The sequence below is a fragment of the Saccharothrix espanaensis DSM 44229 genome (assembly GCF_000328705.1).
GTDB classification, from domain to species: domain Bacteria; phylum Actinomycetota; class Actinomycetes; order Mycobacteriales; family Pseudonocardiaceae; genus Actinosynnema; species Actinosynnema espanaense.
The window spans coordinates 8,616,905-8,639,762 of the sequence record NC_019673.1 but is presented as its reverse complement, the minus strand read 5'-3'; the positions used below and the strand labels follow the sequence as shown (position 1 = coordinate 8,639,762).

Genomic DNA, 22,858 nt, shown 5'->3' with positions numbered 1-22,858 from the left:
GCTGTAACAGTCCCCAGCAAGGAGAAGCACGCTGAGCGCCGCGACCACACTCCGGCTTCCGACGCCCGCGCGGGTCGTCGTCCTGATCTCCGGCTCCGGCACCCTCTTGCAGGCGCTGCTGGACGCCGCCGCCGATCCCGGCTACCCCGTCGAGGTGGTGGCGGTCGGCGCGGACCGGGCCGGCGTCGAAGGTCTGGCCCGTGCCGAGCGCGCCGGCGTGCCCGGCTTCGCGGTGAAGCTGCGCGACCACGCGTCCCGGGACGCCTGGGACGCCGCGCTGACCGACGCGGTCGCCGCGCACGAACCCGACCTGGTGGTCTCCGCCGGGTTCATGAAGATCCTCGGACCCGCCTTCCTGGCCCGCTTCGGCGGCCGGATGATCAACACCCACCCCGCGCTGCTGCCCGCCTTCCCGGGCGCGCACGGCGTGCGCGACGCCGTCGACTACGGCGTCAAGGTCAGCGGCGCGACCGTGCACCTGGTGGACGGCGGCGTGGACACCGGGCCGATCCTGGCCCAGGAGGCGATCGTCGTCGGCGACGGTGACGACGCCGACAGCCTGCACGAGCGCATCAAGGTGGTGGAGCGGCGGCTGCTGGTGGACGTGGTCGCCCGACTGGCCCGCGAGGGCTGCACCGTGAACGGACGAAAGGTGAGCATCCCGTGACCACTCCTGCCGAGAGGCGACCGGTTCGTCGGGCCCTGATCGGGGTCTCCGACAAGTCGGGGCTGCTGGAACTGGCCACCGGCCTGCACGCGGCCGGAGTCGAGATCGTCTCCACCGGCGGCACCGCGAAGGCGCTGGCCGACGCCGGCGTGCCGGTGACCGCGGTGGAGGACGTGACCGGGTTCCCGGAGGTGCTCGACGGCCGGGTCAAGACGCTGCACCCCGGCGTGCACGCGGGCCTGCTGGCCGACACCCGGCGGCCCGAGCACGTGGCCAAGCTGGCGGAGCTGGGGATCGCCCCGTTCGACCTGCTGGTGGTCAACCTGTACCCGTTCGTCCGGACCGTGGCGTCGGGCGCGTCGCCGGACGAGTGCGTCGAGCAGATCGACATCGGCGGGCCGGCGATGGTGCGCGCGTCGGCCAAGAACCACGCGAGCGTGGCCGTCGTGGTCGACCCGGAGCGCTACGGCTGGGTGCTGGAGCAGGTCGCGGCCGGCGGGTTCACCCTGGCCGACCGGCAGTCGCTGGCGGCGTCGGCGTTCCGGCACACCGCGTCCTACGACGTGGCCGTGGCGTCCTGGATGGGCAGCGCGCTCGCCCCGGACGACGAGGGCTCCGGCTTCCCCGGCTGGGTCGGCGCGACCTGGAACCGCAAGCAGGTGCTGCGCTACGGCGAGAACCCGCACCAGAAGGCCGCGCTCTACACGCGGGGCGACGGGCGGACCGGGCTGGCCACCGCGCGGCAGCTGCACGGCAAGGAGATGTCCTACAACAACTTCGTGGACTCAGACGCGGCGTGGCGCGCGGCGTGGGACCACGAGCTGCCGTGCGTGGCGATCATCAAGCACGCCAACCCGTGCGGCATCGCGGTGTCCTCTGTGGAGGGTCCGGGTGCGATCGCGGACGCGCACCGCAACGCGCACGCGTGCGACCCGGTGTCGGCGTTCGGCGGGGTGATCGCGGCCAACCGCGAGGTGACCGTGGAGCTGGCCGAGCAGGTCGCGGAGATCTTCACCGAGGTGATCATCGCCCCGGCCTACGCCGACGGCGCGCTGGACGTGCTGACGCGCAAGAAGAACGTGCGGATCCTGGTCGCCGACGAGCCGGCCCGGGGCGGCGTGGAGACGCGCGCGGTCTCCGGCGGGCTGCTGCTGCAGACCGTGGACACCATCGAGGCCGAGGGCGACGACCCGGCGAACTGGACCCTGGCCTGCGGTGCCGCGCTGGACGCCGAGGGCCTGGCGGACCTGGCGTTCGCGTGGCGGGCGTGCCGCGCGGTGAAGTCGAACGCGATCCTGCTGGCGGCCGGCGGCGCCACCGTCGGGGCCGGCATGGGCCAGGTCAACCGGGTGGACGCGGCGCGGCTCGCGGTCGCGCGGGCCGGTGACCGGGCGCGCGGCGCGGTGGCCGCGTCGGACGCGTTCTTCCCGTTCCCGGACGGGCTGGAGGTGCTGCTGGCGGCCGGTGTGCGGGCCGTCGTGCAGCCCGGCGGCTCGGTGCGGGACGCGGAGGTCATCGCGGCGGCCGAGGCGGCGGGCGCGACCGTGTACCTGACCGGCACGCGGCACTTCGCGCACTGACGACCGTGGGGCTCTCCGGTCCTCTCGGGGAGCCCCACCACCGGGTCAGCGCTTGGTGACCTCTTCGCCGGTCTTGCGGACGACGGCTTCGGCGTCCTCGATCGGGAACTCGGCGTCGCTGAAGAAACCCTTGTCGTGCCCCGAGTAGCGGATGTTCCAGACCACCGCGCCCTTGCGCACCAACAGGTTCACCTCGGTCAGGTCGGCCTTCTGGGACGGCGCGACCAGGATCGCCTCGTCGCCCAGGCCCGGCACCGGCTTGGCCTGCTGCCCGGACGCGTAGGAGTTGAAGCCGGAGTAGTTGTTCCTGGCCTGCTCCAGGTTGCGGTCCGGCTTGTCGGAGAACTTGTCGAAGTCGTAGACCAGGAAGCTGAGCACGCGCGGGTTGCGCCCGTCCTTGCCCTTGGTCTGCTCCCACGCGCAGTGGGTCTGCTTGAGGCCCTTCTCGCCCTCGTGCGGGGCTTGGACGAGCCGGAAGCTGCTGACGTGCGCCTGTGACCTCAGCTCCGCGCTGAGCTCGCACCGGGCGATCGGCTGCTCGCCGGGGCCGCCGCCGGGTTCCTTGCTGTAGTCCAGGTACAGCTTGCCGAACACGCCGGCCACCACCAGCACGACGGCCCCCACCGCCAGGCCGACGATCAGGCCGGTCCGCTTCTTCTTCGGCGGCTGCGGGCCGTACCCGCCGGGCTGCCCCGGTCCGGGTTGGCCGGGACCGTGCTGGCCGGGACTGTGTTGACCGGCTCCGGGTTGTCCGGGTTGGCCCGGGAACCCTTGGGGCGGACCGTATCCGGGCTGTCCGGGAGGCGGTGGCCCGTAGCCGGGTTGCCCGGGGGGCGGTCCGTAGCCCGGTGGAGGGGTCTGCCCGAAGCCCGGCTGGTTCGGCTGGTTCGGCTGGTTGTGCGGTGCGTTCACGGTTCCCCCCGCGCGTTGCCGGAAGCTGCGCCGAGCAGTGTGCCAGTCACCCGGTCGTGGCCATTGACACCGGGTGGTCCGGAGGGGATAGGATCACCTCATTCGTTCGAACGTTTGTTCGACGGACAGGTCGCCGGCTTCCCACGGCGGTCCGCGCACAGGGGTGCGCGCGGATTCGTGGGAGGAGGGTTGGTGTCCAGGTCGGCAACGGCGACGTTGGTCGCGCTCGGGGTAGGCGCGGCCGGCGAGTCGGCCATGGCACAACCTCAGGTCCTGCCGGTTCGCGGGGAACTGGCGGACGTCCTCCCGTGGGGCGGCCTGCGGCGGGGCAGCACGGTGTTGGTGCGCGAATCGACATCGTTGCTGCTCACGCTGATGGCCCAGGCGACAGCGGAAGGGTGTTGGGCGGCCGTTGCCGGCCTGCCGCGGTGTGGGGCACTCGCGGCGGCCGAGTTGGGGGTGGCCGTCCACCGCCTCGCTCTGGTCCCTCGTCCGGGGAGGGACCGGAGCGAGGTCGAACGGACCGTCGCGGCGCTGCTGGACGGTTTCGACGTGGTGTCACTGGCCACCCCGGTGACACCGGCGACCGCGCGCAAGCTCTCCGCCCGTGCCCGGCACCGCAAAGCGGTCCTGCTGCCGTTCGGCGGCCCGTGGCCGGGGGCGGATGTCGAACTGAGGGCGACTTTCGGCCCGTGGCACGGCCTGGCCCGGGGTCACGGGCTGCTGGCCGACCGCACGGTGACCGTGCACGCCACCGGACGCGGCGCTGCCGCACGGGAGAGGACGACGACCCTGCCCCTGCCGGGCCGGCCGTCCCCCGCGCCGCGTCCGGTCCTCCGCCCGGTCCAGGCGGTGGCGGGATGCTGACCACGCCGCCCACCCCTCGCGAGGACAGGCCACCGACCACGTCGGACACTCCTCGCGCCGGCGGGTCGCCGACGACTTCGCCGACCTCTCGGGCGTGCGGGTTGCCGACGGCTTCGGTCACCGCCTGCGCCGGCGGGGTACCGATGGCTTCGGCCATCGCCTGCGCCGGCGGGGCGTTGACCGCGTCGTCCGACTCCGGCGATGGCGGGATGCCGCTCACCCACCCGGGATCCGCCGACTTCCGCGCTGTGCCGGGGTTTCCGGACCACAGCGGCGGCCCTGGCGTGCCGTCGTCCCGGCCGTGCTCGCCAGACGACCACGCGGTGCCCGTTCGCGCGGTGCCCGCTCGCGCGGTGCTGTGCCGTGTGGTGTCCGCCTTCTTCTCGTGGGTCCGGGCCCTGCACCCGGATTCCGTCCCGCAGTTGGTCCCGTGGCGTCCCGGCGGTCTGACCAGAGGAACGAGGTGACGGCCGTGTACACGCTCGCCGTGTGGTGCCCGGACTGGCCGGTGGTGGCGGCGGCGGCCGAGGCCGCGTTGCCGCCGCACGTGCCGGCCGCGGTGGTCCGGGCGAACGAGGTGGTGGCGTGCTCGGCGGTGGCCCGCGCGGAGGGCGTGCGGCGCGGTCAGCGCAAGCGCGCCGCCCAGGGCCAGTGCCCCGACCTCGTGGTCTTCGAGCACGACGACGTCCGCGACGCCCGGCTGTTCGAGCCGGTCGCCGCCGCCGTCGAGGAACTCGCGCCGGGCATCGAGGTGGTCCGCCCGGGGCTGGTCACGGTCGCCGCGCAGGGACCGGTCGGCTACTACGGGTCGGCGGAGCGGGCGGCGGAGCGGCTCGTCGACCACGTCGCCGGGCACGCCGGCGTCGAAGTCCAGGTCGGCCTCGCGGACGGCCTGTTCGCCGCCACCATCGCCGCGCACCGCGGCCTGGTCGTGCCGCCCGGTGGCACGGCGGACTTCCTGGCCCCGCTGGACATCCGGGAGCTGGACCCGGCCGCCGAGCAGCGCGCGGACCGCGCCGAGCTGGTCGACCTGCTGCGCCGGCTCGGCCTGCGCACGCTGGGCGCGTTCGCCGCCGTCCCGGAACGCGACGTGGCCGGCCGGTTCGGCCGGTCCGCCGTGCTGGCGCACCGGTTGGCGGCGGGCGTGGTGGAACGGCCGCGGGTCCGCCGCCGGCCGCCGGCCGAGCTGTCGGTGACCCAGGAGCTGGACCCGCCGGTCGAGCGGGTCGACGCCGCCGCGTTCGCCGCGAAGGCCCTCGCCGAACGCCTGCACCGGGTGCTGGCCGACCGCGGCCTGGCCTGCACCCGGCTCGGCATCCAGGCCGTCACCGAGACCGGCGAGCGGTTGCGCCGGGTCTGGCGGTGCGCGGATCCCCTGACGCCGCAAGGCATCGCGGACCGGGTGCGCTGGCAGCTCGACGGCTGGCTGACCCGCGAGCGGCTCACCTCGGGCCTGCACCTGCTCCAGCTCGACCCGGAGGAGATCGTCGACGCCGACGCGCTCCAGCTGGGGCTCTGGCCGGGCGCGGGGCAGGACCAGGGCGAGGCCGCCGAACGGGCCGCCCGCGCGATGGTGCACGTGCAGGGCCTGCTCGGGCCGGAGGCCGTGCTCACCCCGGTGCCGCAGGGCGGCCGGGGCCCGGTGGAGCGGATCCGGCTGGTGCCGTGGGGTGACGAGCGCGTGCCGGAGACCGATCCGGGCCGGCCGTGGCCGGGCCGGCTGCCCGCGCCGGCACCGGCCACTGTCTTCGCCTCCCCCGAACCCGTGACGCTGGTGGACGAGGCGGGCGGTGACGTCGTGGTCACCGGCTACGCCGAGCTCGTCGTGCGCCCCCACCGGATCGTGCACGGCGGACGGGCGCGCGCGGTCGTGGCCTGGGCCGGGCCGTGGCCGGTGGACGAGCGGTGGTGGGACGGAGAGCACGCGGTGCGCGCGGCCCGGCTCCAGGTGCTGGGTGCCGGGCCGGACGGGGAAGAACTGGCGTTCCTGCTGATCCGCGTGGGCGGGAAGTGGGCGGTGGAAGGGGTGTACGACTGATGTCCGGAGACTTCTCCGACGACTACCAGGGCCTGGCGGACTGGCTGTACGGCAGCGAGCCCGGCTTGGCCGAGGTGGGCGAACCGGCCTACCCGGGCAGCTTCGGCTGGACGCCGCCGCTGGTCCCGCTGCCGCGCCGGGCGCCGGACGAGCTGTTCTGAGGTGGGCTGGAACAACCCGCCGGTGCGCTGGTCGGAGCTGGAACGCGCGCTGTCCGGCGAGCCCCAGCGGCCCGACGGCGGTGACGGCCCGGGGTGGACGCGCCGGCGGGAGCGCTACGAGGCCCCGCCGGACTTCGCGGTCAAGGTCGACGAGCTGGGCGCGACCCGGTCCCGGGTGCCGTACGTGGAGCTGCACTGCCACTCCAACTTCAGCTTCCTGGACGGCGCGAGCCACCCCGAGGAGCTGGTGGAGGCGGCGCAGCAGCTCGGCCTCGACGGCATCGCGATCACCGACCACGACGGCATGTACGGCGTGGTCCGGTTCGCCGAGGCGGCCAAGGAGCTGGGCGTGCGGACGGTGTTCGGCACCGAGCTGAGCCTGGGGCTGTCCGCGCCGCAGAACGGTGTCGCGGACCCGGAGGGCGAGCACCTCCTGCTGCTGGCGACCGGCACGGCCGGCTACCACGCGCTGTGCCGCACCATCACCACCGGCCAGCTCGCGGAGGGCGGCGAGAAGGGCCGGCCGGTGTACTCGCTGGACGAGGTCGTCGCGGACACCCGGGACGAGTGCGTCGTGCTCACCGGGTGCCGCAAGGGCGCGGTGCGGCGGGCGCTGGCGGAGGAGGGCCCCGAGGCGGCGTTCGGGCAGCTGCGCCGGCTGATCGGGCTCTACGGCGCGGACCGGGTGTTCGTCGAGCTCACCGACCACGGCTACCCCGAGGACGGGCCGCGCAACGACCTGCTGTGGGCGATGGCGCACGAGCTGGGGCTGCCGACCGTGGCGACGAACGCCGTGCACTACGCGGTGCCCGCGCGCGGCCGGCTGGCGGCGGCGATGGCGGCCGTGCGGGCGCGGCGCAGCCTGGACGAGATCGCGGGCTGGCTGCCGCCGGGGCGCACCGCGTGCCTGCGGTCGGGGGAGGAGATGGCGCGCCGGTTCGCCCGGTTCCCCGGCGCGGTGCACCGCGCGGCCGTGCTGGGGTTGCAGTGCCAGTTCGACCTGAAGCTGATCGCGCCCGAGCTGCCGCCGTTCGACGTGCCGGCGGGCGAGGACGAGAACAGCCACCTGCGCGCGCTCACCCTCGCGGGCGCGGTCCGCCGCTACGGCCCGCCGGAGGCGAACCCCAAGGCGTACCGGCAGGTGGAGCACGAGCTGCGGATCATCGAGGAGCTGGGTTTCCCGGGCTACTTCCTGGTGGTGCACGACATCGTGCGGTTCTGCCGGGAGAACGACATCCTGTGCCAGGGCCGGGGTTCGGCGGCGAACTCGGCGGTCTGCTACGCCCTGGGCATCACCAACGTCGACGCGGTCCGCTTCGACCTGCTCTTCGAGCGCTTCCTCGCCCCGGCCCGGGACGGCCCGCCGGACATCGACCTGGACATCGAGTCCGACCGCCGCGAGGAGGCGATCCAGTACGTCTACCGCAAGTACGGCCGCCGGCACGCCGCGCAGGTCGCGAACGTCATCAGCTACCGCGGTCGGTCGGCGATCCGGGACGTGGCCAGGGCGTTGGGCTACTCGGCCGGGCAGCAGGACGCGTGGAGCGGGCAGATCGACCGCTGGGGCCCGCTGCGGTCCACCGTGGAGGGTGGCGGCATTCCCGGTCCGGTGCTGGACCTGGCCGCGCAGCTGGAGAACTTCCCGCGCCACCTGGGCATCCACTCCGGCGGGATGGTGATCTGCGACCGCCCGGTGAGCGAGGTGTGCCCGGTGGAGCGCGGCCGGATGGCCGACCGCACGGTGCTGCAGTGGGACAAGGACGACTGCGCGTCCATCGGCCTGGTGAAGTTCGACCTGCTGGGCCTGGGGATGCTCTCGGCGCTGCACTACGCGATCGACCTGGTGCGCGAGCACGAGGGCGTCGAGGTCGACCTGGGCGCGCTGGACCTGGGCGACGAGAAGGTCTACGAGATGTTGCAGCGCGCCGATTCCGTCGGCGTGTTCCAGGTCGAGAGCCGCGCCCAGATGGCCACCCTGCCCCGGCTCAAGCCCCGGACGTTCTACGACCTGGTGGTCGAGGTGGCGCTGATCCGGCCGGGCCCGATCCAGGGCGGCTCGGTGCACCCCTACATCCGCCGCCGCAACAAGGTCGAGTCGTGGCAGCACGACCACCCGCTGCTGGCCAACGCCTTGGAGAAGACGCTGGGCGTGCCGCTGTTCCAGGAGCAGCTGATGCAGATCGCCGTGGACGTCGCGGACTTCACCCCGGCCGAGGCGGACGAACTGCGCCGGGCGATGGGCGCGAAGCGCTCCACGCACCGGATGGAACGCCTGCGTGAGCGGTTCTACCAGGGTGCCAAGGCCAACGGCCTGGACGAGGAGCTGTCCGGGCGGATCTACGCGAAGCTGCTGGCGTTCGCCAACTTCGGCTTCCCGGAGAGCCACGCGCTGAGCTTCGCGCACCTGGTGTTCGTCAGCGCGTGGTTCAAGCTCTACCACCCGGCGGCGTTCTGCGCGGCGCTGCTGCGGGCGCAGCCGATGGGGTTCTACTCGCCGCAGTCGCTGGTCGCGGACGCCCGGCGGCACGGCGTCCGGGTGCTCGGCCCGGACGTGAACGCCGGCCTCCCGCACGCCACGCTGGAGCGCGTCGACGGCGAGCAGGCCGTCCGGATCGGCCTGGCCGGGGTGCGCACGGTGGGGCAGCGGTTGGCCGAATCGATCGTCGAGCAGCGCCGGGCCGGGCCGTACCGGGACATGGCGGACCTCGGCGGGCGGGTCCGGCTGACCGCCGCGCAGGCCGAGGCCCTGGCCACCGCGGGCGCGTTCGGGTGCTTCGACCTGGACCGGCGGTCGGCGCTGTGGGCGGCGGGCGCGATCGCGGGCATCCGCCCGGACCGGCTGCCGGGCACGGTGGCGGGCACCGAGGCCCCGCCGCTGCCCGGGATGGACGAGGTGGAACTCGCGGTGGCCGACGTGTGGGCGATGAACCTGTCCCCGGACAGCTTCCCGACCCAGTTCGTCCGGGAGCACCTGACCGGCCTGGGCGCGCTGACCACGGCGGCGCTGGCGGACGTGCCGGACCGGGCCCGGGTGCTGGTCGGCGGGGCCGTGACGCACCGCCAGCGCCCGGCGACCGCGGGCGGCGTCACGTTCCTGAACATCGAGGACGAGACCGGCATGGTCAACGTGGTGTGCACCGCCGGCCTGTGGGTCCGGTACCGCCGGATCGCCCGGTCGAGCCCGGCGCTGCTGATCCGCGGCGTGCTGGAGAAGGCGGAGGGCGTGATCAGCCTGCGAGCCGAACGCCTGCAACCGCTGTCGATCCGGATCCCCTCCCGCTCCCGCGACTTCCGCTGACCGCGCGCAGGCCGCCCGCAGGCCGCGCCGACCGGCGCGGCCTGCGCACCGGCGACGGGCGGTGGCCGCCCGCTACGACTTCGTGAAGGTCGAGAAGACCACGCCGGTGCTGAACGCCTGCGTCTCCACCAGGGCGAACCGCGCCGCCGGGAACTCGCCGTCGAACAGCGGGATGCCGCGTCCCAGCACGACCGGGTGAACCTTGAGCACCAGGCGGTCGATCTCCGGGAGCAGGGCGGCGGCCAGCTTGCCGCCGCCGCACAGCCAGATGTCCAGCCCGTCCTCCGCCTTGAGCTCGCGGACCTTCGCGAGCACGTCGCCGGACACCACCTCGACGTCGGCCGGCGTGTCGCTCAGCGTGCTGGACACGACGTACTGGCGCAGGTGCGCGTACGGGCTGGGCAGGCCACCCGGGACCTGGTAGGTGGACCGGCCCATCAGCACCGTGTCGAAGCTCTTGTTGGGCCCGGTGATGCCGAGCGGTTCCCGCATCTGCGTGGGGACGGTGTCCGGTTGCTGCTCGATCAGGGCCGCCATGTGGTCGCCCTCGAACAGGAAGTCGCCGAAGCCGCCGTCGGGTGCGGCGATGAAGCCGTCGAGGGTGGTCGCTACCAGGTAGGTCAGCTTTCGCATGTGTTTCCTCTCTTAACCACTCCGACTGTAGTACTCTGGCCGTAGTGGTTGTCAAGGAGGACCGATGGTCAGGAACCAGGCCCGGCGGACAGCGCTCGTGGACGCCGCGATCGAGGTGTTGGCGCGCGAGGGCGCGCGGGGGTTGACCTTCCGCGCCGTCGACGCCGAGGCGGCGGTGCCGGCCGGCACCGCGTCGAACTACTTCGCCAACCGGGACGACCTGCTGCGCCAGGCCGGCGAGCACCTCCACGTCCGGCTCCAGCCCGACCCCGACCGACTCGCCGTGATCCTGCGGGCAGACCGCGACAAGGCGCTGGTCACCGAGCTGATGAAGGACATCCTGGCCCGGCTCGCACACGACCGCGCGGGCTACCTGGCCCTGCTCGAACTGCGCCTGGAGGCCACCCGGCGGCCCGAGCTGAGGGCGGCCCTCACCGCCACGATCACCCGCAACCTGGAGGAGAACGTCCGCTACCACGTGGACCTCGGCCTACCGGGCGACCGGACGACCGTCGTCGGGCTCTACCTGGCGATGACCGGCCTGGTGGTCGAACACCTGACCCTGCCCGACGTGCTGCCGCCGGACACCCTGGACGACCTGATCACCGCCCTGGTCGACCGGCTGTAGCCCCCTGGCCATCGACCAGCGCGCTAGCGGCTCAGCGGGCCGCCGATGATGGTCATCGCGACACCGATCACCGCGATGCCCAGGCCGGAGTACAGCAACGCGTCCACGCCCCGGCTGCGGATCGCGATCAGGCCCGCCTGCTCGTCGGTCACCAGCACCCGCAGCAGCGCCGCGAGCAGCAGCGCCACGCCGATCAGCACCGCGCCCTGCCGCCAGTGGTACTGCGCGACGCGCAGGATCCCGAACCCGACCACGGCCAGCACCAACGCGAACGGCAGGTGCTGCCCCGCCGCCGACCGCCAGCGCTGCTCCGGCATCAGCTCCACCGCTTCCGCCCTCAGTCCGTCGCGAGGCCGCGCTCGGCCGCCTCGACCGTGTTGGTCAGCAGCATGGCAATGGTCATGGGTCCCGCGCCACCGGGGATCGGCGCGAGGAACCCGGCGACCTCGGCCACGTCCGGGTGCACGTCGCCGACCAGGCCCGCCTCGGTGCGGGTGATGCCGACGTCGACCACGGCCGCGCCGGGCTTGACCATGTCCGCGGTGATCAGGCCGGGGCTGCCCGCGCCCGCCACCACGATGTCCGCCCGGCGCACCTCGGCCGCCAGATCCTTGGTGCCGGTGTGGCACAGGGTGACCGTGGCGTTCTCGCTGCGCCGGGTCAGCAGCAGCCCGATCGGCCGGCCGACCGTCACCCCGCGACCCACGACGGTCACGTTCGCGCCCGCGATCGGCACCTCGTACCGGCGCAGCAGCTCGACCACGCCGCGCGGCGTGGCGGGCAGCGGGGCCTCGTCGCCCAGGACCAGCTTGCCCAGGTTGACCGGGTGCAGGCCGTCGCCGTCCTTGCGCGGGTCGATGCGCTCCAGGATCGCGTTGGCGTCCAGGTGCCGGGGCAGCGGGAGCTGCACGATGTAGGCGGTGCACGCCGGGTCGGCGTTGAGCTCGTCGATGACGGCTTCGAGCCGCTCCTGCGTGGTGTCGGCGGGCAGGTCGCGGCGGATCGAGGTGATGCCGACCTTCGCGCACGCGGTGTGCTTGCCCTTGACGTAGGAGTGCGACCCGGGGTCGTCGCCGACCAGCACGGTGGCCAGCCCCGGCGTCACCCCCCGCTCGACCAGCGCCGCGACCCGCGCGCGGAGGTCGTCGAAGATCGAGTCCCGGGTGGCCCTGCCGTTGAGGATCGTCGCCGTCACGCGCCCCATCCTCCCACCACCGCCTACGCCCGGCCGCGCCGCCGGCCGGGCAGCGCCGCGATGCCGACCGCCACCAGGGCCAACGCCGTGCCGACGACGGTCACCGCGGACAGCGCCGCACCCGCCGGCAGCACCGCGTCCACCGCGAGCGCCCCGACCAGCTGACCGGCCACCTGACCCAGGCCGGTCAGCAGCACCCCGCTCCAGCGCACCGCCGGCACCGCCGAGCCGATGGCCACGATCCCCAGCACGCCACCCGCGTACAGCCACGGCCCGCTCGGCGCGGTGACCGGCAGCCCGCGCACGGCGACGTCGACCGCGCACACCGCCACCAGCACGACCGTCCCGGTGGCGAAGTTGACCAGCGTCGTCACCCGCGTGCTGCGCGCGGCCTCCCGCACCTGCCCGTTGACCGCCTGCTGCCAGCCCAGCCCGAGCCCGGCCAGCGCGGGCAGCAGCGCCGGCCACAGCGCCTCCGGCCGGCCGAACTCGTCGGACACCGCGATCCCGACCGCGACCACCGTGAGCGCCGCCCCGGCGACCCTCGGCCCGGTGAACGGCCGCACGCTCGCCGGCCCCACCCCCGCCCGGTCCACCAGCAGGCTGCTCACCACCTGGGCCGCCACCACGGCCACGGTGAACGTCGCGACGCCCAGCACCGGGACGGTGAGCCCCTGCGTGGACACGAAGAACGCCCCGCACGCCCCGCCGACGCACTGCCACCAGCGGATCCCGCCGGCGCGCAGCACGTCCCGCAGCCGGCGCAGCCCGGCCCGGCCGGCCCGGGTCGTGGGCACCACCGCGAGCAGCACGACCAACCCGCCCGCGAACGACACCAGCGCCGCCACGAACCCGTCGCCGAAGGCCGAGCCGAGTTGCCCGTTCACCCGGCCCTGCACGGCCAGGAACACCCCGCCGATGAACGCGACGAGCACTCCGAGCGCCCGGACGTCACCCAACTGCGTGGTCCCGGGCCGCCGGCACCCGCACCCGGCTCGACAAGGCGACCGCCAGCAGCGCCGCCCCGGTGCTCGCCAGGGCCGCCGCGGCGGGCCCGACGTGGTCCAGCAGCCATCCGACGGCGGGCAGCACCAGCGCCGACCCGGCCGTGCTGAACGCGCCCATCCAGCCGAACGCCTCGGCCTTGCGCCCGTCCGGCGCGAGGTCGTCGACCCGGGCGTTGTTCGCGGCGATCGCGGGCGCGATGGCCAGCCCGCCGACCGCCAGCACCGCCCCGATCAGCCACGCCGACGACGGCACCAGGACCGGTGGCAGCACCGGCACCAGCGCCGCCACCCCGAGCGCCAGCACCGCCAGCCGCCGGGTCAGCCGGAACCCGCCGGTCCACCCGCCCGCGACCAGCCCGCCCAGCACCGACCCGACGCCCCACACCGCCGTCAGCACCCCGGCCAGCGCCGGGCTGCCCCGGTCCCGCGCCCAGGCGATGACCACCATGTCCACCGACACCAGCGACGCCACCACGCACAGCCCGGTGAGCAGCGCGTACAGCATCGAGCGGTCCGCGAGCAGCGTCCGCCCGCCGGTCCGCTCCGGGCGCGCCGCCGGCTCGTCCAGCCCGGCCCGGCGCAGCGCCCCCCGGAACCCGAGCGCCCCGAGCACCCCCATCGCGCCGCACAGCCACAGCGCGGTTCGGGGGTCCGCAACGGCGACCGCGAACGCCGCCAGCGCCGGCCCGACGACGTACATCAACTCCTGCATGGACGCCTCGACGGTGAACACGGCCTGCCGCGCCGGCCCCGTCGCCAGCCTCGGGAAGCTCGCCCGGCTCAGCTGGGTGACCGGCGGCATGGACATCCCGGCCAGCACCGCGACGACCACCGACAGCGGCCACCACGACGGCGGCAGCACCGTCGGCAGCAGCCCCGCGACCCCGCTCGCCACCCCGTACCCGATGGCCGTGACCAGCAGCAACCGGCTCGCCGGGTTGCGGTCCGCGGCCCGCCCGCGGACCGGGCCGGCGATGCCCAGGCCGACCGCGAACGCCCCGCCGACCAGCCCCGCCGCCGCGTACGAGCCGGTCCAGCCGGCGATCAGGAACGACGACGCGAGCGGCGTGCCGGGTATGTGCAGCCGACCGACCATCGACCACAGCAGCAGCGAGGGCAGTCCAGGAATGGCCGCGAGTTCGCGGTAGGGCCGGAGCACCCGACCACTGTGCACCCGGCCCCCGACAGGCCCGCCACCGATATCCGCGGGAACCCGACGCCCTCGGTTAGCGTCAGCACCTCCTAGAGGCACGAGCGAGGGGACAGCTGTGACCGATCCCACCGGGCGGAGGGCTGAGCTGGAGGCCCGCAACGCCGCCATGCGCGACCAGGTCGACACCCTCCTGGCCGAGCTCAAGACCAAGACGGCCGAGCTGCGGGAGACCCAGGAGCGCGTCCAGGCGATCACCGCGTCGGCGGTGTCCAAGGACGGTTCGGTCCGCGCGTCGGTCGACTCCACCGGTGCGGTGACGTCCTTGGAGTTCTCCGCGAACGCCTTCGAGCGCACCACCCCGGACAAGCTCGCGCGCGTGGCCACCGAGACGATCCTCCAGGCCGTGGCCAAGTCCCGCACCGAGCTCAACGAGGTGATCGCGCCCGCCCAGCGGGGTGGCAGCGTCGACCTGTCGGAGCTGCTGCCCGGCGTGCCGTCGCTGACCGACCTCATCCCCCCGCCGCCCGCCGTGCCGCAGCCGCCGTCGGCCCAGCGCCGAGCGCCCGCGCCGCGACCCGACGACGAGGACGGCGACAGCTTCATGGACAGGAGTGGCTGGTGAGCGGCGGCGGTTTCCAGGTCGACCTGCCCGGCATGCGCCGGGGCGCGGCCCAGTTCAGCGGGTCGGGCGACGCGCTCGACGGCGTGTTCCAGCAGCTCGACGGCGCGTTGCGGGCCGAGGGCCAGTGCTGGGGCGGCGACGAGTCGGGGCAGGCGTTCGCCAAGAGCTACGTGCCCAACTCGACCGCCACGCTCGACGCGTTCAAGAACCTCGCGAAGGCGTTGCAGGACATCCGCACGGGTGTCGACCAGTCGGCCGACACCTACGAGGGCGTCGACCAGGGCAACGCGACCGGGATCTCCCGGACCTACTGACGGACTTACTCAAGGGGCACTGCGGTGGGCATCGAGATCCCGAGCGAGGTCACCTGGCTCTTCCCGATCGTGGTCGGGCAGAGCTGGCCGGAGGGTGACGAGACGGCGTTGCGGCGCATGGCCGACGCCTACCGCACGGCCGCACAGGGCGTGAAGTCGGTGATCGACGAGGCCAACGGGGCCGCGTCGACGGTGATGGCGAGCCAGACCGGCGAGGCCGTCGGGCGCTTCGAGGAGTACTGGAAGAAGTTCGCCGACGGCGACGAGTCCTACCTGCCGAAGCTGCAGAAGATCTGCGAGCAGCTGGCGGAGAGCTGCGACAACACCGCGCTCGAGGTCGAGTACACCAAGCTGTCGATCATCGCCTCGCTGATCGCGCTGGCCATCGAGATCGCCGCCCTGGTCGCCGCCGCGTTCGGCACGTTCGGCGCGACCACCGCAGGCATCCCGATCGCCCAGCAGGCGACCCGCCTGATCGTGCAGTTCACCTTCCGGCAGCTGATCCTGGCGATCCTCAAAGAGGTCGCGATCTCGGTCGGCATCGACGCGGCCATCCAGGGCGTCCAGATGCTCAGCGGCAACCGCGAGAACTGGGACTGGGGCAAGACCGGCGAGGCCGCCGTGTCCGGCGCGGTCTCAGGCCTGGTCGGCGGCGTGTCCGGCGGCATGAAGTTCGAGGGCGGCGGACTGGCCGGTCAGGTGGCGGTCGGCGCGACCCGGGGCGCGGTCGAGGGCGCGGTGTCCACGGTCGGCACCGCGGCCGTGATGGGCCAGGACATCAGCGCGCGTGACGTGCTGATGGGCGCGTCGGCGGGTGCGGTGTCGGGCGGTATCGGCGGCGCGAAGGACGGCATCACCGTCGAAGCGCCCCGGGTGAACGTGGGCGGTCCGGGTGGACCGCCCGACCTGGGCCCGGTCTCGTCGCCGCCGTCCCTCGGCAACCCGGCCGGCACCCCTGGCGGCACTCCCGCCGGCACTCCGGGCGGCACTCCGGGCGGCAGCACCTCCGGCGGCCCGACGATCAGCCGTGACGGCCTGAACACCCCGCGCGGCGGCGACTCGACTACGGCGTCCTCGGTGGCCGCGCCGCCCGCCCCCGGCCCGTCGGTGGCCGCACCGCCCCGGATCGGCGGCGGCGAAGCCCCGACGCCCGGCGGCACGTCCGCCCCGGCCGGCTTCTCCGGCGCACCGGCCACCGCCCCGATCGCCCGCCCCGGCGCGGGCTCCCTGCCGACGTCACCGGGAACCGGCGGCAGCGCCCCGTCGATCAGCAACCGCCTGGGCGCCCCCACGACCGGCACCCCCCTGGCCGGCAGCACCCCCGGCGGCACGTCCCCCGGCAGCACCCCCCGTGCACCCGGCGCCGCAGGCATCCCAGGCGCGACCCCGCACGGCACTCCCTTTGCCACTCCCGGCGCGACCCCCGGCACGACGCCGGGCGGCACGGCCGGACGCGCCCCGGGCGGCCTGCCTGGTGGCGTCGGCGTGCCCGGCGGCTCGGCCTTCACCCCCACCACCACACCCGGCGGTCCGACCCCCGGCACGTCGGGTCTCGGCACGGCTCCGACGCCCGGCGGCTCGACTCCGGGCGGTCCCGTTCCCGGTGGCTCGACCCCCGGTGGCTCGACCCCGGGCGGACCAGTTCCCGGCGGTTCCGTTCCCGGTGGGTCAGTTCCTGGTGGTTCGGTGCCCGGTGGTTCGGTGCCCGGGGCCGGTCCGGTTCCGGGGGTTACCGGTGGGCCGGTTCCGGGGGTGGCTCCGACCAGCGGGGTGGCTCCGATGGCTCCTCCCGCCGGTGGTCCGGCGGGCGGTCCGGCGGTCGGTGGGCCGGGTGCGTCCGGTCCGGCTCCGGCTGGGCCGGGTGCGGGGTCGGCGGCCGGGATGGGTGCGCCCATGGCCGGTGGTGCCGGGCTCGCGGCTCCTCCCGCAGGTGGCGGTGGCGGTGGTGGCGGTGGGCGTGGACCTTCCGCGCCGACGTCGTCCGGCTTCTTCTCCGACCCGAACTCCGGTGGTCACGACCAGACCGTGCCCGGGACGGACGCGGTCAGCGCCAGCTCGACGACCGGCATGCCGGTCCAGCCGTTCCACGAGACCGGCCCCGCGCCGCAGCACACCACCCCGGTCATGCCCGAGCAGCGCGGCCCGTCCGCCCCGCCCGCAGGCGGCATCGCGGCCCAACCCGGCGGTTTCGGCCCCCAACCGGGAGGTTTCGGCCCCACCGGTCACCAGCCAGGTGCGGGCGCACCCCCGCACCACCCCGGAGCAGGCACCCAGCCGACCCGCCCGGACGCCTCGACCCCCGCACCACGCCCCCCGCAGGGCTCCGCCCCGACCACCCCGCGCGCCGACCTCGGCACCGCCCCGCGCACCGACGCCCCCGCGTCCCGCGGCCCGGAAGCGCCTGCCTCGCGAGGCACGGAAGCGCCTGCCTCTCGCGGAACAGAAGCCCCCGCTTCCCGTGGCACCGAAAGCCCAACCCCGACTCCGGACGCCACCCCCAGCCCCACCCCGGACGCGACCACCCCGGACGGCACGACCCCCGACGGCACCACCCCGGACACGGTCGGTGCGCCCGGTGACGAGCACTCGCCCGCCTCCAGCCACGAGTGGCCCGCCGACACCGCACCCGCCGACCCGGCCTCGGCCGGCGGCGCGACCCCCGCCGCAGACCCGTTCCCGCACAAGGGGGTCTGGGGCAACCCGGCCGGTGTGGTGCCCGGGTTCTCGCACGACGGGCCGTACCACTCCGTCCACGACAGCACCGGCCCCACGGACCGCGAGATCGGCACCTACGACCAGCGCGCCGCCGCGATCATCGAGCCGACCTACCAGCCCTACGGTCCGCACGGCAGCTACCAGCCGTTCATCGACGCCCACTCGCACCCGGACGGCTCGATCGCGTGGCCCGCGAACCAGGGCGCGGACGGCCCGCGCGTGGTCGTGGAACTGCCCGCCGGCACGGTGCTGGACCGGTTCGGCAGCCCGAACGGCGACTTCCTGTCGCCGCTGCGCCCGGACGGTCAGCCGTACGGCTTCGGGGAGCGCGCGATCCTGCCCGACAGCATGGGCAAGGGCTACCACGTCTACGTCCTCGACGCCCCGCTCACCGTCGAGCTCGCGCAGGTCGCCCCGGCGTTCGACCAGCCGGGCGGGGCGCGCCAGCTCCAGCCGGTGGTGGACCCGGCGCTGATCGACCCGGCGACCGGCCAGATGAGCGTGCAGCGCCTGCTCGACCTGGGCGTGATGCGCGAGGTGGACGTCCCGCCGGCGGACGGCCGCGTGCTCGCCCCCGACTTCGGCACCTTCGACCGCGGCGGCAACGTCCTGCGCCCCGACGCGGCCACCGTCGCCGACGCCCGCGCCGGTGCGTTCGACGGCTACCCGTCCGCCGAGGGCCCGGCCACGCACACCCCGAACCCGGACCTCGGCCCGGTCGCGCACAACGGTCCGATCCCGCTCGGCGAGGTGTCCCAGCGGGTCGACCAGGCGATCCGCAACAGCCAGGTCACCGACTCGGGCGTTGCCCTGCACACCGAGGACCGGCTGCGCGACCTGTCCGGCCGGATCCCGGCCACGGACGGCCACGCGCTGCTCGACGTGCACACCGACGGCGACGGCGTCCGGATCGGCGACACCCACTACACCCGGCCCGAGCTGGTCGAGCTGATCACCAACCACCCGGACCTGGCGAACCGGCCGATCACGTTCGTCGGCTGCGACGCGGGCGCGGGCGGCGAGAACAGCCTCGCCGCGCACGTGGCCCGGGAGACCGGTCAGCCGGTCACCGCGCCGGACACCCTGGCGTGGTCCGACCAGCACGGCAACCTCTACGCGAGTTCGCCGACCGAGACCGGCGGCCCGCGGATCCCGCCGGACGGCGGCTGGCACGCGTTCGAGCCGGACGGCACGAGCACCCCGGTCGGCGACAACGGGATGCCGCCCGGTCACGAGCCGAAGGGCGACCTGGCCACCGCGACCGACGACCAGGCGCACCGCGGCCGGCAGGACGTCGAGCCGCAGGTGCAGACCCCGTGGCAGGAGCCGGAGACCCGGCACCGCGAGACCGTCCGGTTGGCCGAGGACCAGTCGCTGTTCGACGGCCGCGAGCTGCCCCGGGACACCCGGATCGAGGTGCGGAACCCGAACGGCGAGGTCCGCACGGTCGTGCACGTCGACGCGGACGGCAGGGTCCACGTCGACGCGATCGCGCCGAACACCCGGCACGGCGACAACCCGGAGGTCCGGCACCCCGCGCCGGACGCGCACTACCGGGTCGAGACCGGCCACCGCCACGACGCGTTCGTGGCCAACGCCGACGGCACCCGGCAGACCACCGAGGGCACGGTCCGGATCGGCGGCCAGGAGGTCCCGGTCCAGCGGACCGCGATCATCGAGACACCGCCGCCCCCGGCGAACGGCCGCGTGGTGATCGGCCAGGACCACCCGCTGGCCCCGGGGCCGGGGGAGGCGTTCACCGCCCGCACCGACCTGCCGCCGGACACCCGGCTGGAGGTCCACGACACGGACGGCGCCTACCGCGGCACGGTGCAGACCGACGCGGACGGCCGGCCGAGGTGGATCGCCGCGCCGGACTTCCTGGGCGAGTCCCGCAACCCCGAGGTGACCCACCCGGTCGGCGGGGCGAACTACAACATCGACCGCGGCCCGCTGCACCAGGAGTTCACCACCGACGCGAACGGCCACCCGCAGAACGCGGTGGACGGCACCGCACCGGCGTTCCGCGACCAGCACTCGGTGGGCGACCTGGGGCAGGGCGAGCCGTTCAGCCGGCCCGGCCAGGTGCACGACGCCAACACCCAGTACACGGTCACCGACGAGCACGGCCAGCACCGCGGCCGGTTCATCACCGACGACGCCGGGCACGTGGTGTTCGAGGAGACCCACTCGGGCCAGCGCAGCCGGGTGAACAACGAGATCGCGCACGCCCCGGCGGGCGCGAACATCACCTCCGACGGCTTCTACGGGCTCGGCCGCGCCGAGCAGCCCGCGCGGACCTGGCCCGCGCCGGGCAGCGGCGAGGTCCAGCTCCAGCAGGTGCGGACCAGGGTCGACGGCGAGTACCAGTACTCGGTGCAGGTCGTGGGCGGTGTCCCGGCGCACTGGACGCCCGCGCAGGTCGCCGCCGTCACCGCGCCGTTCGGCAACGCCACCCCGTTCTCGGCGCGCCCGGACCTGCCGCCGAACACCCGGTTCACCCTGGACGACCACCAGAAGCAGGGCTACGGCACGTTCCAGACCGGCGACGACGGCGCGGTGTCGCACCTGCACACCTTCCGGCCGTTCAGCCCGGACCTGAACCTGCCGCTGCCCAACGCCACGCTGACCGCCGACAACGGCATGTGGAGGGGCCGGACGAACGGCGACGGCGAGACGGTCGCCACCACCGGCCGGCCGGACATCTCCTCGGGCGGCGCGATCCGCCGCGACGGTGCCGCGCAGATCGAGGTCGGCAACCACGGTGAGGTCGACGGCAACGGCAGGAAGCTGTCCGACGGCGGCCACCACCAGGGCAACGAGCTGGGCTTCCCGGCCGAGGCGGCCAACCAGTCCAGCCAGCAGCGCGACCAGAACCAGGGCAACGGCCGGCCCGCGTTCGCCTCCGCGGAGACCTGGCACCGGATGGAGCGGGACCGGTCGAAGTTCATCAAGGCCGGCGGTACCGTCGAGATCATCGACACCTTCGCCCTGCGCGACCCGCTCCAGCGCCACCCGCACACGTACCAGACCCGGTGGCGTGTGACGCTCGCCGACGGCACGACCGAGATCTACGTCAGGAGCTACCCGAATGAGCACAACGCAGCCCTCTGGCCCGCCGAGTTCTGAGCAGCGGCACGACGAGCTGCTCCAGCGCATCGGCGGCCTGCTGCTGACCGCGGCTCCCGAGGACTTCCGGCGGATCGACCTGCTGGTGAAGATGACGGTCGCGGTGCAGGACCTGGCGCTGACGGTGTACCGGCCGGACGGGTCGACGCCGGAGGTGCTGCCGCCCGACGAGCTGACCCAGGCGTTCCAGGAGATGCGCCAGGTGCTCTACCAGCCGGGCCGGGGCGCGTGGTTCTCGTGCCGCTGCGTCGTCAACGCGCCGGTGCGGATCGACATCACCTACAACTTCGACCACGACCCGCGGTTCGAGCCGCCGGTCCCGGCCGCGGACTTCGCCCGTGACCTGCTGGTCTTCCCCCGCGACGAGGCCTTCGTCCCGGACTGGCTGCGGGCCAAGCTGACCGAGGCCGCCACCGAGGAGCAGAACGCATGACCGCGCCGCAGTTGGACGTCGAGGACCAGAACGCGATCCTCGGCTCGGTCACCACGCTGCTCGTGCAGCGGCTGCCGGGCGACTGGGAGCAGCTGTTCGTGGACTTCCGGGTGGTCGGCCGGTACGTGGAGGCGCAGGCGTCCGGGCTGACCATGTTCGGCGGCTCGTTCCCGTGGCAGCTCCCGGACGAGGCGCTGCCGTTCCTCCTCCAGCTCCGCGAGGGCATGGCCCGCCCGGACCGGGGCACCTGGTTCTCGCTGAAGTTCCACCTGGTGCACCCGGACACCTACTCGGTGGAGTTCAACCGGGACCACGAGCCGGACTGGACGTCCCCGCCGCCGGCCGCGGCCTACGCCGACGAGCTGGAGCTGCACCCCCGGGAGGACGTGCCGGCCTGGCTGCGCGCCCACCTCGGTGGCGGCGCGCCCGCCGCGCACCCGCCGCTGATCGCCGCCCCGCTGTTCGACGGCGTGGACGCGGCGGGCGTGCCCACGCACGACCGGCCGCGCGTGCACCCGCAGGAGCTGGACGACCTGCTCGCGTACCTGGAGAACGCGCCGGTCGCGCTGGCCGCGCGGTCCTACGGCGCGGACGCGTTCAAGCCGGACGCGACGCCCGCCGTGCCGGTGTCGTTCCACACCGACGGCACCTGGGTGTGGCCCGGTGGCGTCGCCTACTACCTGCGCGAGCACCAGATCGCCCCGGTGCCGCAGCTCGTGCAGCACATCCGGGACAACGGCTACGAGGTGCCGCCGGTCGACCCGGCCGCCGAGGCCGCCGCCACGGCCGTGGCCACCGGCCAGGTCGCGGGCGCGCCGCTGCCGGAGTACACGCCGCGGGTGATCAGCGACGTGGACCAGCGCGCCCTCGACCACCTGAAGGCCCGGCTGGACCACTACGGCGTCGGCGAGGCCGAGTACGGGATCGTCGAGCCGAAGCCGGACGCCCTGGTGCTGGAGCCCGCGCCCGGCCCGACCGGCTGGCAGGTCCAGTTCTGGGACGCCAACCGCGGTCCGCACGGCCGGCCCCGGGTCTACGAGCACGCGGTGGACGCGGCGAAGGCGCTGCTCGCGCAACTGCTGTGGCGCGACGACCTGGACGGGACGCGGTCCGGCGGCCAGGTGCCGGTGGTGCAGCCGGTGGCCGACATCCAGCCGCTGGCCGACGAGCCGCCGCTGTCGCTGTTCCGCGACCGGGAGGCGGTGGTGGTGCCGCCGGGCACCGAGCTGGACCGGTTCGGCGCGGAGACCGGCAATCTCGTCTACGCCGCCGGGACCATGTACGGCAACCGCTCGCTGCCACCCGATTGGCTGAATCGTCGCTACCACGTGTATCGGGTGCAGCAGCCGGTGCCCGCGCTCAAGGGCGTGGCGGTGCCGTGGTTCGGCCAGGTCGGCGGCGGCACCGGCTACTTCCTGGCCCGCTCCGTGCGCGATCTGCTGGCGGATGGCAGCCTGGTGGAGGTGGCGGAGGCGAGCACCGAGCCGCCGACACCGATGGTCTAGT

At 74.5% G+C, this 22,858-nt stretch carries 18 protein-coding genes; 12 read left to right on the top strand and 6 right to left on the bottom strand.

Features of this window, described 5'->3' with window-relative positions; translation table 11 throughout:
• The first annotated feature begins 31 nt into the window (after positions 1 to 31).
• Positions 32 to 667: a phosphoribosylglycinamide formyltransferase gene (gene purN, locus BN6_RS37815; protein ID WP_051075880.1), complete on the top strand. Its 636-nt coding sequence runs from the start codon at positions 32 to 34 to the stop codon at positions 665 to 667.
• Entirely contained in the window at positions 664 to 2,247 is a 1,584-nt protein-coding gene (purH, locus tag BN6_RS37810; protein ID WP_015105147.1) for a bifunctional phosphoribosylaminoimidazolecarboxamide formyltransferase/IMP cyclohydrolase, read from the top strand. The genes purN and purH overlap by 4 nt, the downstream gene beginning before the upstream one ends.
• 45 nt (positions 2,248 to 2,292) lie before the next feature.
• On the opposite strand, the gene BN6_RS37805 is transcribed toward purH, so the two are convergent.
• Positions 2,293 to 2,871 (bottom strand): hypothetical protein, encoded by a 579-nt coding sequence (locus tag BN6_RS37805; RefSeq protein ID WP_041315514.1) that lies wholly within the window; start codon positions 2,869 to 2,871, stop codon positions 2,293 to 2,295.
• Between the two features lie 480 nt (positions 2,872 to 3,351).
• Between BN6_RS37805 and BN6_RS37800 the strand changes: the two genes are divergently transcribed.
• From BN6_RS37800 to BN6_RS37790, 4 genes are all read left to right on the top strand, one after another.
• Positions 3,352 to 4,026 carry a hypothetical protein gene (locus BN6_RS37800; RefSeq protein WP_015105145.1) on the top strand — a complete coding sequence of 225 codons (675 nt, stop codon included), beginning with the start codon at positions 3,352 to 3,354 and terminating at the stop codon, positions 4,024 to 4,026.
• Between the two features lie 463 nt (positions 4,027 to 4,489).
• Complete coding sequence (locus BN6_RS37795; RefSeq protein ID WP_015105144.1) at positions 4,490 to 6,064, top strand: DNA polymerase Y family protein; 1,575 nt, start codon at positions 4,490 to 4,492, stop codon at positions 6,062 to 6,064.
• Complete coding sequence (locus BN6_RS47550; protein WP_015105143.1) at positions 6,064 to 6,225, top strand: hypothetical protein; 162 nt, start codon at positions 6,064 to 6,066, stop codon at positions 6,223 to 6,225. Before BN6_RS37795 ends, BN6_RS47550 begins: the two co-directional genes overlap by 1 nt.
• A 1-nt stretch (position 6,226) precedes the next feature.
• A complete protein-coding gene (locus BN6_RS37790; protein ID WP_015105142.1) occupies positions 6,227 to 9,523 on the top strand; it encodes an error-prone DNA polymerase in 3,297 nt (1,098 codons plus the stop codon).
• Positions 9,524 to 9,595: 72 nt separating this feature from the next.
• On the opposite strand, the gene BN6_RS37785 is transcribed toward BN6_RS37790, so the two are convergent.
• Entirely contained in the window at positions 9,596 to 10,156 is a 561-nt protein-coding gene (locus tag BN6_RS37785) for a dihydrofolate reductase family protein (RefSeq protein ID WP_015105141.1), read from the bottom strand.
• A 64-nt stretch (positions 10,157 to 10,220) separates the two neighbouring features.
• On the opposite strand from BN6_RS37785, the gene BN6_RS37780 reads away from it, so the two are divergent.
• Positions 10,221 to 10,784 (top strand): TetR/AcrR family transcriptional regulator, encoded by a 564-nt coding sequence (locus BN6_RS37780; RefSeq protein ID WP_015105140.1) that lies wholly within the window; start codon positions 10,221 to 10,223, stop codon positions 10,782 to 10,784.
• A gap of 23 nt (positions 10,785 to 10,807) precedes the next feature.
• Here the strand turns inward: BN6_RS37780 and BN6_RS37775 are convergent, their stop codons facing one another.
• The 4 genes from BN6_RS37775 to BN6_RS37760 are packed head-to-tail and all read right to left on the bottom strand — an operon-like array spanning position 10,808 to position 14,145.
• The gene (locus tag BN6_RS37775; RefSeq protein WP_015105139.1) at positions 10,808 to 11,101 is read right to left on the bottom strand and encodes a DUF3017 domain-containing protein; all 294 of its coding nucleotides are present in this window, start codon (positions 11,099 to 11,101) and stop codon (positions 10,808 to 10,810) included.
• Between the two features lie 20 nt (positions 11,102 to 11,121).
• Complete coding sequence (locus BN6_RS37770; protein ID WP_197540223.1) at positions 11,122 to 11,979, bottom strand: bifunctional methylenetetrahydrofolate dehydrogenase/methenyltetrahydrofolate cyclohydrolase; 858 nt, start codon at positions 11,977 to 11,979, stop codon at positions 11,122 to 11,124.
• A gap of 23 nt (positions 11,980 to 12,002) precedes the next feature.
• Positions 12,003 to 12,938 (bottom strand): DMT family transporter, encoded by a 936-nt coding sequence (locus BN6_RS37765; protein WP_015105137.1) that lies wholly within the window; start codon positions 12,936 to 12,938, stop codon positions 12,003 to 12,005.
• On the bottom strand, positions 12,931 to 14,145 hold the full coding sequence (locus BN6_RS37760; protein WP_041315511.1) for an MFS transporter: 1,215 nt from the start codon (positions 14,143 to 14,145) through the stop codon (positions 12,931 to 12,933). The genes BN6_RS37765 and BN6_RS37760 overlap by 8 nt, the downstream gene beginning before the upstream one ends.
• A 109-nt stretch (positions 14,146 to 14,254) precedes the next feature.
• Between BN6_RS37760 and BN6_RS46320 the strand changes: the two genes are divergently transcribed.
• The 5 genes from BN6_RS46320 to BN6_RS37735 are packed head-to-tail and all read left to right on the top strand — an operon-like array spanning position 14,255 to position 22,857.
• Entirely contained in the window at positions 14,255 to 14,761 is a 507-nt protein-coding gene (locus tag BN6_RS46320) for a YbaB/EbfC family nucleoid-associated protein (RefSeq protein ID WP_063641855.1), read from the top strand.
• Positions 14,758 to 15,075: a WXG100 family type VII secretion target gene (locus tag BN6_RS37750; protein ID WP_015105135.1), complete on the top strand. Its 318-nt coding sequence runs from the start codon at positions 14,758 to 14,760 to the stop codon at positions 15,073 to 15,075. Before BN6_RS46320 ends, BN6_RS37750 begins: the two co-directional genes overlap by 4 nt.
• Positions 15,076 to 15,099: 24 nt before the next feature.
• Positions 15,100 to 20,919, top strand: coding sequence for a TNT domain-containing protein (locus tag BN6_RS49890; RefSeq protein ID WP_015105134.1), 5,820 nt, complete (start codon positions 15,100 to 15,102; stop codon positions 20,917 to 20,919).
• The gene (locus tag BN6_RS37740) at positions 20,882 to 21,352 is read left to right on the top strand and encodes a hypothetical protein (RefSeq protein ID WP_015105133.1); all 471 of its coding nucleotides are present in this window, start codon (positions 20,882 to 20,884) and stop codon (positions 21,350 to 21,352) included. Before BN6_RS49890 ends, BN6_RS37740 begins: the two co-directional genes overlap by 38 nt.
• Positions 21,349 to 22,857, top strand: coding sequence for a TNT domain-containing protein (locus tag BN6_RS37735; RefSeq protein ID WP_015105132.1), 1,509 nt, complete (start codon positions 21,349 to 21,351; stop codon positions 22,855 to 22,857). Before BN6_RS37740 ends, BN6_RS37735 begins: the two co-directional genes overlap by 4 nt.
• Position 22,858 lies beyond the last annotated feature (1 nt).

Bases quoted from the DNA above. Each gene is read 5' to 3' on its own strand.
- BN6_RS47550 (WP_015105143.1), top strand. From the start codon at position 6,064: ATGTCCGGAGACTTCTCCGACGACTACCAGGGCCTGGCGGACTGGCTG.
- BN6_RS37785 (WP_015105141.1), bottom strand. From the start codon at position 10,156: ATGCGAAAGCTGACCTACCTGGTAGCGACCACCCTCGACGGCTTCATC.
- BN6_RS37780 (WP_015105140.1), top strand. From the start codon at position 10,221: ATGGTCAGGAACCAGGCCCGGCGGACAGCGCTCGTGGACGCCGCGATC.
- BN6_RS37775 (WP_015105139.1), bottom strand. From the start codon at position 11,101: ATGCCGGAGCAGCGCTGGCGGTCGGCGGCGGGGCAGCACCTGCCGTTC.
- BN6_RS37740 (WP_015105133.1), top strand. From the start codon at position 20,882: ATGAGCACAACGCAGCCCTCTGGCCCGCCGAGTTCTGAGCAGCGGCAC.
- BN6_RS37735 (WP_015105132.1), top strand. From the start codon at position 21,349: ATGACCGCGCCGCAGTTGGACGTCGAGGACCAGAACGCGATCCTCGGC.